Below are 9,936 nucleotides of genomic sequence, written 5' to 3'. Positions count from 1 at the left end.
CCCGTGCCCGAACCCGGCATGACGCACATCGTGCCCCGAGGCCCAACGCCGCTCCGCGGGCGCCGTCGGCTCCTCTCCCCCCTCCTCCTCGGTGTGCTCCTCCTCAAGAAGATCGGCCCGCTCCCCCGCCGCCTGCGCGAACAGGTCCTCCTGCGTGTAGTCGGCGAGCCCGGAGACACCCACCCCGAGCAGCCGTACCCCGCCCGTGGTGTCCACGGAGTCCAGCAGCCGGGCCGCGGCCTCCCGCACCACCCCCGGATCGTCGGTGGGCCCACGGAGCGTCTCGGACCGGGTCAGCGTCGAGAAGTCGTACCGCCGCACCTTGAGCACGATGGTCCGCCCCGACAACCCGGCCGTCCGCAGCCGCCGCACGCACCGGTCCGCCAGCCGCTGCACCTCCAGGCCCACCCTGATCCGGTCATGGATGTCCACGTCGTACGTGTCCTCGACCGACACCGACTTGGTCTCCCGCTCGGCCACCACGGGCCGCTCGTCGTGCGCCAGCGCCATCGCGTACAGCCCGTGCCCGTGCGCCTTGCCCACCAGCCGTACGAGCTCGTCCTCGCCCGCCTCGGCGATCTCGTCGACCGTGGTGATCCCGGCCCGTCGCAGATGATCACCCGTCGCCGGTCCGACCCCCGGAAGCGTGCGCACCGACAACGGCCCGAGCAGCGCCCGCTCGGTCCCCGGCTCGATCAGCACGAGCCCGTCCGGCTTGGCCCGCTCGGACGCGATCTTCGCGAGCATCTTGGAGGCGGCGAGACCCACCGACCCCGTGAGCCCCGTGACCGCACGTATGTCGGCCCGCAGCCGCTCCCCGGTCACCTGTGCGGACTCGGCGTCCCAGGCCGCTCCCCCGGCCTCCAGGTCCACGAACGCCTCGTCCAGGCTCAGCGGCTCCACCAGCGGCGACAGCTCGCGCAGCAGCCCCATCACCTGCTCGCTGATCGACCGGTAGAACCCGAAGCGCGGCACGAGATACGCCGCGTTCGGAGCGAGTCGGCGCGCCTGGGCCATGGGCATCGCCGAGTTCACCCCGAAGACCCGGGCCTCGTACGACGCGGTGGCCACCACCCCGCGCGGTCCGAGCCCGCCCACGACCACGGCCTTCCCGCGCAGACTCGGCTTGGACGCCTGCTCCGCCGAGGCGAAGAAGGCATCCATGTCGAGATGCAGGATCGTGGGCGCGGTTCTCACATCTCCGATGCTGCCCTACGCCACTGACAATGCCCCGCTACGGCTCCCGCTGGGGGCCCTCAGACGGCCCGGTTGCGCCGCCTGGCCAGCTCGTCCGCGGGGTTGGACCCGACGAGCGTCTCACCGGTGTCGACGCGCTCCCCGTGCAACTGCGACAGCGCGCTCTCGACATCCCGCCACACGACCCCCACGGCGATCCCGAAGACGCCCTGGCCGCCCTGGAGCAGCGCGTGGACCTCGTCCGGCGAGGTGCACTCGTAGACCGTGGCGCCGTCGCTCATCAGCGTCATGCGCTCCAGATCGCGGAAGCCGCACTCCCTCAGGTGCAGAACGGCGCTGCGGATGTTCTGCAGCGACACACCCGTGTCGAGGAACCGCTTGACGATCTTGAGGACGACAACGTCCCGGAAGCTGTAGAGCCGCTGTGTCCCCGACCCGTGTGCGGGCCGCACACTGGGCTCGACGAGCCCGGTGCGCGCCCAGTAGTCCAGTTGCCGATAGGTGATGCCGGCCGCCGCACAGGCCGTAGGGCCTCGGTAGCCGATCTCCTCGGACGCCATGGACGTCGCCCCTCCGCTGCTCGGCACTGCCGCCGGCCGCTGCGGAATGCGATCGGCCGCACTGCCGTGAAGCGGGTACGGACCTCTGTCCCCGAAACTGCGTTCCGGGGCACCCCCAGCCGTACCGTCGCCGCTGCTTCTCACGCCGACCTCCGTCCTTGACCTGCCTTCTCGACGGTAGGCAGTCACCAGGGGTGCGTCAACGATCGCCACACTCGGCACGCCGAGTGATAATCACCCAAGGAGTGGTTTCCCGTGTCCCACCGCGGGGAAAGGCTAGCCGAATGCGCTCGCGGAGAGCCGCAGGACGCTCTCACACGCCGGTGGCAAATGCCAGCATTTCCTCGCCGGCCGCCGGTCCCGCCGACTCACTGGCTGTTGGTGCCGAAGTCCTCGGGCGAGATCTGGTCGAGGAACTCGCGGAACTTCTCCACCTCGTCCTCCTGCTCGTCCGGGATCGCGATGCCCGCGTCGTCGAGCACACCGTCACTGCCGTAGATCGGCGTCCCGGTGCGCAGCGCCAGCGCTATGGCGTCGGACGGACGGGCGCTCACCTCGACGCCGCTGGCGAACACCAGCTCCGCATAGAAGACACCCTCCCGCAGATCCGTGATGCGCACTTCGGTCAGCTCCTGGCCGACGGCCTCCAGCACGTCCTTGAACAGGTCGTGGGTCAGCGGTCGTGCGGGGGCCATGCCCTGCTGTGCGAAGGCGATCGCCGTCGCCTCCCCGGGCCCGATCCAGATGGGGAGGTAGCGGTCGCCTCCCACTTCACGCAGGAGCACGATCGGTTGGTTGGAGGGCATTTCGACCCGGACACCTACGACATCGAGCTCGTTCACACAGCAACCCTAGGCCGTGCCCGGGACGTTTGGGTAGTCGGGCCGAGAACGGGTGACCGATCAGGCAGCCGCGAGCCCGCCCGGCTCAGGGCAGGCGCACACCGAGCGCGGTCTGCACCAGCGCCGCGTGCAGCTTCACCGTGAGCCCCGCCAGTTCCTTCGTACGGGCCTCCGCGTGGGCCCTGGTCTGCGGATTGCGGTGCCGCTTGAGCGGGGCCACCACCTGGTCGACGAGCCCGGCCTCACGGTCGGCGGCCGCCTTCATCGCGCGCAGGTGCCGCGGTTCGATCCCGAACCGCCCCAACTCGAGGACAAGTCCGGCCACGGTGGCGGCTTCCGCGTCGTAGACCCCGTCCGGCAGCGGGGCGATGAGTCCGTACGACTCCCACTCGTCGAGCTCGGCCTCACCGATCCCGGCGGCGGCCAGCAGTTCGGCCCGCCCGATCCGGGCCGCCGTGGGCCCCTCCACGGGCTCCAGGACGACCTCGCCGTCCCGCTGACGCCCCACCGTGGGCAGTGGCGCGGCCTCTCCGCGCTCCATGGCGTCGAGATGCTCACGGATCACCTTGAGCGGCAGATAGTGGTCCCGCTGCATCCTCAGGACATGGCCTAGGCGCTCGACGTCGGCCGGACTGAACTTGCGGTACCCGGAAGGGGTCCGCTGCGGCTCGATGAGCCCCTCCGACTCCAGGAAACGGATCTTGGAGATGGTGACTTCGGGGAACTCGTCGCGCAGCACGTTCAGCACCGTGCCGATGCTCATCAGCCCAGTGTCCGCGGCGGCGGTACCGTGCCCGGCACCGCCGCTCGGTGTTTGAAGCATGGACCTTCCTGGGGAATCCCCCCGGACCCAGTCCGAGGAAGGGTCAGTAACCCCGCTGGCTCGCGTAGAACACCAGCCGGTACTTGCCGATCTGCACCTCGTCACCGTTCGCCAGCGAGACCGAGTCGATGCGCTCGCGGTTGACGTACGTACCGTTCAGACTGCCGACGTCGGCGACCGTGAACGAACCGTCAGGAGAGCGCCGGAACTCCACATGCCGGCGCGAGACTGTCACGTCGTCCAGGAAGATGTCGCTCTGCGGATGACGGCCGGCCGTGGTCAGCTCGCCGTCCAACAGGAAGCGGCTGCCCGAGTTCGGACCACGACGCACCACCAGCAGCGCCGAGCCCAACGGCAGCGCGTCGACGGCTGCCTGCGCCTCCGGGGAGAGCGTCGGCATCTGCGTCTGGCCGGTCACCTCGGCGTCGTAGGCCTCGAGACCGGAGATGGAGATCGTGGAGGTCGTCTCGGACGGACGCTCCGGGGTCGCGCCGGGGCGCAGCGGCGCACCGCAGTTGGAACAGAAGCGGCTGTTCTCCGCGTTGCGGTTACCGCACCTCGAACACACCAGGGCCGACATAGGGGAAAACCCTCCACCCGTACTTGAGGTTGACGGTTGCCCGAAACCTATGTCGCCGGACTGCGCAGGGTCAACCGACGGCGCACCCTGGCCGGCGACCTGGTCGCGGAACAGCGGGCGCTGGCCTTCTGCGTCCGGTTGTGCGCGATGGCGAGCGGTCTGACTGTCGCTGCTCTCTTTCGCACTCTTGCCGAACAACTTCGCAAACAACTTCACGGGCGATTCCCCTTGACCGAAACAGACCCGCCCGTGGGGCAGGACGAACCCTGATTGAACACACCGGTTGACCCGGACATCCTCACAACGTCCGTATCCACCTGACAGTTTCCACCACGCACCACCCAATCGGTGCGTCGACCCCCCGCAACCTCATGCCCTCGGACAACGGCCCCCATGCACCTGCGGTTCACCGGGAGGACGACCGAGCGTAGTCAGGCTGCTTCGCCGCCCGCAAGGCATCCACGACGATCTTGCCCGACCGCTCGACGGTAACGGTGGCCTGCTCCTTCTCGAGAGTCTGCACCACGCCTCCAGGGATGTTGAGCGCCGGTTCGAGATCCTGCGGCTTGCCGATGACCTTGAAACGATAGGGGGCGTTGATCTTGTTCCCGTCGACACTCACGCTCTTGCCGGAGTCCGTCAGATACGTGTTGGCGACGACCCGCACCTCGTTCACCTGGATCGCCTCCGCTCCGGCCGCGCGCAACTCCTGGATCGCGTCGAGCAACATGTCCGCCTCGACCGTTCCCTTCGTGTCGTCGATGGTCATCGTGATGCCGGGGCCCTGAGCGGCCACGGTGCCCGCCAGAATGCCGAGTTGCTTCTCCTTCTCGGCCGTCTGCTTGCGGGCCTCCTCGGCCTGGTCGGAGCTGTTCTCCAACTCGTCACGCTGTTTCTGCAGACCCTGCTTCTCGTCCTCAAGACGCTGAGTACGGTCGTCCAGTTCATCGAGGATGCGCACAAGATCCTCCTGCCGTGCCCCACGCAGCGCGCTGTCGCTGTTGCTGTTCGAGGCGACCTGCACGGCCAGCCCGAAACCGAGGCCGAACAGCAGCACGGCGACGATGAGTTGGGCCCGGCTGACGCGCGGCGGCCACAACCCCTGCACCAGCCGCTGCCGACCGGTCACGGTGGACGCGGCCCGCTCCTCCGGAATCGGCGCCTCCGAGGAAGCAGACGCCGGTACTTCCTCGGGCAGTTCCCTGCGCAGCGTGGATTCGGGCCGCTCGTCTTCGTTGCTCATCGACCTCACGCCTGGAAGACGTGCCGGCGAATGGCCGCGGCGTTGGAGAAGATCCGGATACCGAGAACGACCACGACCCCCGTGGACAACTGCGCGCCGACGCCCAACTTGTCGCCCAGGAAAACGATCAGCGCGGCCACGACCACGTTCGACAGGAACGACACCACGAAGACCTTGTCGTCGAAGATCCCGTCGAGCATGGCCCGCAGACCACCGAAGACGGCGTCGAGCGCCGCGACGACGGCGATCGGCAGATACGGCTCCACGACCACCGGCACCTCAGGCCGGACCAGGATTCCGGCCACCACTCCCACGATGAGGCCCAGTACGGCGATCACGATGTGCCCTTCTCAGTTCTCGGCTGTGCTGTACGTACGATCACACTCGGCGCGGCGGCCAGCCGGAGATCGCTCTCCACGGCGATGGTCGCCCTGATGCCGTAGTTGTCTTCCAGGGCGTGCAGATAGAGCCCGTCGGCGCCGTCCTGGAACCTGGTGCTCAGCCGCTTGCCGTCCCCCACCGCGAGCACCGTATAAGGCGGCACCAGTGGCCTGTTGTCGACCAGTATCGCGTCACCCGCGGCCCTGATCGCGGACAAGGCCGTCAGCCGCTGCCCGTTGATGGAGATGGCCTCGGCGCCCGCCGCCCACAGTCCGTTGACGACACGCTGCATGTCGCGGTCGCGCACCCGCCCGGTGTCGGAGAAGTCCGCGGTCTCACGGGGGTTGTCGCCCCCGCCGGTGCTGGCTTCCTTCGCGTCGTCGACGACGAGTTTCACACCGGGGCCGTGCACCGCGGTGGCACCGGACAGCATGCTCACCAGGTCCGCCTGGCCACTGCCGCCACTCGTCCTGAGCGCCGCCCGCTGCCGCGCGCTCACATCGTCACGGAGCTTGTCGACGGTGCCTTCCAGCTTGTCCGCCGACGAGGTCTCCTTGTCGATACGGTCGATCAGCTCCTGGCGCTCCTTGGCCACCACGGGGGCGGCCACGCGCGCCTGTGCCGCTCCCAGCGTCACGACGAGGGCCGCGAGCACCAGGCCGGCGGCGAGACCGAGCTTCGCCCGGAGGGTCTTCGGCAGGCCGCTCGCGCCCGCGGCCTTCTTCCGGGCGGCGGCCTCGGCGTAACCGTCGTCGAGGCTGTGGTCCATGACATTGGTGAGCAGCGACATGGATGCGTCCGGGCGCGAAGGTCGCGTGGGTGTGCTCCGGACGGGGGGCTGCTGCGGCATGCCGCACATCGTCGCACGTGGTGGCCTGTACCTCCGAATGGCCCCACCGGCGTGCCGGACAGGCCCCCTTGGGGAGACATGTCCGGCACGCGCGCGTGGTCCGTGTTTTACCGTCCGGCGCTGTCCACGACCGCCGACCACTCGTCCAACAGGGCCTGCGCGGAAGCGTCGTCGGGCCCTTCGGCCCACAGATGCGTGACCGCCTCGGCGGGGTCGGGCAGCACCATCACCCAACGCCCGTCGGTCTCCACGACGCGTACCCCGTCCGTGGTGTCGACAAAGCGATCACCGGCCGCTTCCACGACCCGGCGCATCACAAGTCCCTTGACGGCCCAGGGAGTCGCGAGGTCCCGCTTGAGGACGTGCGCCCGCGGAATCCGGGCGTCGATCTGGCTCAGCGTCAACTGCGTCCGCGCCACCAGCCCGATCAGCCGTACGAAGGCCGCCGCGCCGTCGAAGACGCTGCTGAACTCCGGGATGATGAACCCGGCCTTGCCGTCGCCGCCGAAGATGGTCGTCTCGTCGCGCCCGACCCTGGTCAGATCGTCCGGCGAGGTCGTCGTCCACTCGACCTGTGTCCCGTGATACGCCGCCACCTGCTCGGCGATCCTCGTGGTGGTCACCGGCAACGCCACCCGCCCGCTGCGCCGCTCCGCGGCCACCAGGTCGAGCATCACGAGCAGGGCCCGGTCGTCCTCGACGATCCGCCCCTTCTCGTCGACGAGCGAAAGCCGCTCACCGACCGGGTCGAACCGCACTCCGAACGCGGCCCGCGCGGAGGCCACGATCTCACCGAGCCGCACCAGCCCCGACCGCCGCGTGTCCGCGGTCTCCGTCGGCCTGGACTCGTCGAGCCCCGGATTGATCGTCAGCGAGTCCACACCGAGCTTGCCCAGCAGGCTGGGCAGCACGAGTCCGGCGCTGCCGTTCGACGCGTCCACCACGACCTTCAGGCCGGAATCGGCGATCCCGGTCGTGTCGACATTCCGCAGCAGCGACCCGGTGTACGAGTCGAAGACGCTGGCCGGGAAGTGCAGGTCCCCGATCTCACCGGGGAACGCACGCCGGTACTCCTGGCGTGCGAACACCCGGTCCAGCTTGCGCTGACTCCCCTGCGAGAGGTCGGCTCCCTGGCTGTCGAAGAACATGATGTCGACGGAGTCCGGCACACCAGGAGTGGTCCGGATCATGATCCCGCCGGCACTGCCCCGCGCGGTCTGCTGCCGCGCCACGGGCAGCGGCACGTTCTCCAGGTCCCGTACGTCGATGGCACTGGTCTGCAATGCGGAGATGACGGCCCGCTTGAGCGCACGGGCACCTCGGGAGTGGTCGCGGGCCGTGGTGACCGTGGACCCCTTCTTGAGGGTCGTGGCATAGGCGCCGGCGAGACGGACGACGAGTTCCGGCGTGATCTCCACGTTCAGGATCCCGGACACACCGCGCGCACCGAAGAGGTGCGCCTGGCCTCTGTTCTCCCAGATGACCGACGTGTTGACGAAGGCGCCGGCCTCGATCGTCTTGAACGGGTAGACCCGCACATTGCCCTGAACGATCGATTCTTCACCGATCAGGCACTCGTCACCGATGACGGCGCCGTCCTCGATCCGAGCGGCACGCATGATGTCGGTGTTCTTTCCGACGACACAGCCACGCAGATTGCTGTGCTGCCCGACATACACGTTGTCGTGCACGACGGCCCTGTGCAGAAAGGCCCCGGTCTTCACGACGACGTTGGAACCGATGACGGTGTGCTCACGGATTTCGGCACCGGCCTCGACCTTGGCGTAGTCACCGATGTACAGCGGCCCGCGGAGAACCGCGTCAGGGTGCACCTCGGCGCCCTCGGCCACCCACACGCCCGGCGACAGCTCGAAGCCGTCGATCTCGACGTCGACCTTGCCCTCCAGGACATCGGCCTGCGCCTTCACATAGCTCTCGTGAGTGCCGACATCTTCCCAGTAGCCCTCGGCGATAAAGCCGTAGACCGGCTTGCCTTCCTTCATCAACTGCGGGAAGACATCGCCGGACCAGTCGACGGGAACGTCGGCCTCGACATAGTCGAAGACTTCGGGCTCCATCACGTAGATGCCCGTGTTCACCGTGTCAGAGAAGACCTGACCCCAGGTCGGCTTCTCGAGGAAACGCTCGACCTTTCCCTCTTCGTCGACGATGGTGATGCCGAATTCCAGCGGATTGGGCACGCGGGTCAAACAGACAGTGACCAGCGCACCCTTTTCCTTGTGGAAATTGATCAGCTCGGTGAGGTCGAAGTCGGTCAGGGCATCACCGGAGATGACGACGAAGGCATCGTCCTTCAACGCCTCTTCGGCGTTCTTGACGCTTCCGGCGGTACCGAGTGGCTTCTCCTCATTGGCATACGAGAGCTCCATCCCGAGCTCTTCGCCGTCACCGAAGTAGTTCTTGACCAGCGAGGCCAGGAACTGCACGGTGACTACGGTCTCATTGAGCCCATGCCTTTTGAGCAGCCTGAGCACATGCTCCATGATCGGTCGATTGACCACGGGCAACAGTGGCTTGGGCATGCTTGAGGTCATGGGGCGAAGGCGTGTGCCTTCGCCTCCGGCCATCACGACGGCCTTCATGTCGGAAGCGTCCTCCTCTGCGAGACGACGGTCTAGCCGACTTCACCAGTTCAGATTGTCCCGCACTTTTGCGCAACGGGCCATCGAGCGACTGTTACCGCCCAATCGGCAGGGTCAGTCGGCCGTGGCGTCCGCACGCAGTAGGCGGCGGACTTGTACCACGTAGAGGACTCCTGCCCACCAGTAGAGCGTTGTACCCCATCCTGCGAACGCCCATCCGAAAATGGCTGCGAGTGAGGGGAGCCATCCACTTCCGTCACTGAGCAGCAGCAACGGGAACGCGTACATCAGGTTGAACGTGGCCGCCTTGCCCAGGAAGTTCACCTGCAGCGGCGGATAGCCGTGCCGCCTGAGGATGCCCACCACCACCAGCAGGACCAGCTCTCGCGCCAGCAGGACGGCGGTCAACCAGATTGGCAGAATCTCGCGCCAGGTGAGTCCGACGAGTGTCGAGAGAATGTAGAGCCGGTCCGCGGCGGGATCAAGGAGCCGGCCGAGACTGCTGATCTGGTTCCAGCGCCGTGCGAGCTTGCCGTCCAGGTAGTCGCTGATCCCGCTCAGCATCAGCACCAGAAGCGCCCAGCCGTCGCTCTTGGGCCCTCCGAACTCGGGCCTGAGGATCAACCACAGGAAGATGGGTACGCCGACCAGGCGCGCCATGCTGAGGATGTTCGGGATGGTGAGCACCCGCTCTGTCTGAACGCGGGTCTCCTGGACCTCCACCCGGGGGCCTCCTGTGGGAAAACGTGCCAACGATGCCCCCTGACCCTACCCCAACGCAAAAAAGCTCTGGCTCTTGGGCGGCATGCCCAAGAGCCAGAGCTCTAAAAGGAGTTCGGCGGCGTCCTACTCTCCCA

At 67.7% G+C, this 9,936-nt stretch carries 10 protein-coding genes; all 10 read right to left on the bottom strand.

All coding sequences use genetic code 11. The features are described from left to right. On the bottom strand, positions 1 to 1,197 hold a 1,197-nt coding region (locus JHN63_RS40150), incomplete at its 3' end, for a DNA polymerase IV (RefSeq protein ID WP_200690051.1). A gap of 59 nt (positions 1,198 to 1,256) precedes the next feature. Then, complete coding sequence (locus tag JHN63_RS40145; RefSeq protein ID WP_200690050.1) at positions 1,257 to 1,901, bottom strand: MerR family transcriptional regulator; 645 nt, start codon at positions 1,899 to 1,901, stop codon at positions 1,257 to 1,259. A 224-nt stretch (positions 1,902 to 2,125) separates the two neighbouring features. Continuing rightward, complete coding sequence (locus JHN63_RS40140; RefSeq protein ID WP_006123076.1) at positions 2,126 to 2,599, bottom strand: bifunctional nuclease family protein; 474 nt, start codon at positions 2,597 to 2,599, stop codon at positions 2,126 to 2,128. A gap of 85 nt (positions 2,600 to 2,684) precedes the next feature. Continuing rightward, positions 2,685 to 3,422: a MerR family transcriptional regulator gene (locus JHN63_RS40135; protein WP_200690049.1), complete on the bottom strand. Its 738-nt coding sequence runs from the start codon at positions 3,420 to 3,422 to the stop codon at positions 2,685 to 2,687. Positions 3,423 to 3,465: 43 nt separating this feature from the next. Continuing rightward, entirely contained in the window at positions 3,466 to 4,347 is an 882-nt protein-coding gene (locus tag JHN63_RS40130) for an FHA domain-containing protein (protein ID WP_200690048.1), read from the bottom strand. A 61-nt stretch (positions 4,348 to 4,408) separates the two neighbouring features. Further along, positions 4,409 to 5,245 (bottom strand): DUF881 domain-containing protein, encoded by an 837-nt coding sequence (locus JHN63_RS40125; RefSeq protein WP_200690047.1) that lies wholly within the window; start codon positions 5,243 to 5,245, stop codon positions 4,409 to 4,411. Between the two features lie 5 nt (positions 5,246 to 5,250). Next, complete coding sequence (locus tag JHN63_RS40120; RefSeq protein WP_200690046.1) at positions 5,251 to 5,583, bottom strand: small basic family protein; 333 nt, start codon at positions 5,581 to 5,583, stop codon at positions 5,251 to 5,253. Then, positions 5,580 to 6,416: a DUF881 domain-containing protein gene (locus JHN63_RS40115; protein WP_200690045.1), complete on the bottom strand. Its 837-nt coding sequence runs from the start codon at positions 6,414 to 6,416 to the stop codon at positions 5,580 to 5,582. The genes JHN63_RS40120 and JHN63_RS40115 overlap by 4 nt, the downstream gene beginning before the upstream one ends. A gap of 167 nt (positions 6,417 to 6,583) precedes the next feature. Continuing rightward, positions 6,584 to 9,079: a mannose-1-phosphate guanyltransferase gene (locus tag JHN63_RS40110; RefSeq protein ID WP_200690044.1), complete on the bottom strand. Its 2,496-nt coding sequence runs from the start codon at positions 9,077 to 9,079 to the stop codon at positions 6,584 to 6,586. A 114-nt stretch (positions 9,080 to 9,193) separates the two neighbouring features. Next, entirely contained in the window at positions 9,194 to 9,802 is a 609-nt protein-coding gene (locus JHN63_RS40105) for a CDP-alcohol phosphatidyltransferase family protein (RefSeq protein WP_200690043.1), read from the bottom strand. Positions 9,803 to 9,936: the final 134 nt, after the last annotated feature.

Origin of the sequence: Streptomyces sp. MBT65 (genome assembly GCF_016612545.1) — a bacterium.
Classification (GTDB): Bacteria; Actinomycetota; Actinomycetes; order Streptomycetales; family Streptomycetaceae; genus Streptomyces.
This window is presented reverse-complemented; position numbering and strand designations above follow the sequence as displayed.

Bases quoted from the DNA above. Each gene is read 5' to 3' on its own strand.
- JHN63_RS40125 (WP_200690047.1), bottom strand. From the start codon at position 5,245: ATGAGCAACGAAGACGAGCGGCCCGAATCCACGCTGCGCAGGGAACTG.
- JHN63_RS40135 (WP_200690049.1), bottom strand. From the start codon at position 3,422: ATGCTTCAAACACCGAGCGGCGGTGCCGGGCACGGTACCGCCGCCGCG.
- JHN63_RS40115 (WP_200690045.1), bottom strand. From the start codon at position 6,416: ATGTCGCTGCTCACCAATGTCATGGACCACAGCCTCGACGACGGTTAC.
- JHN63_RS40110 (WP_200690044.1), bottom strand. From the start codon at position 9,079: ATGAAGGCCGTCGTGATGGCCGGAGGCGAAGGCACACGCCTTCGCCCC.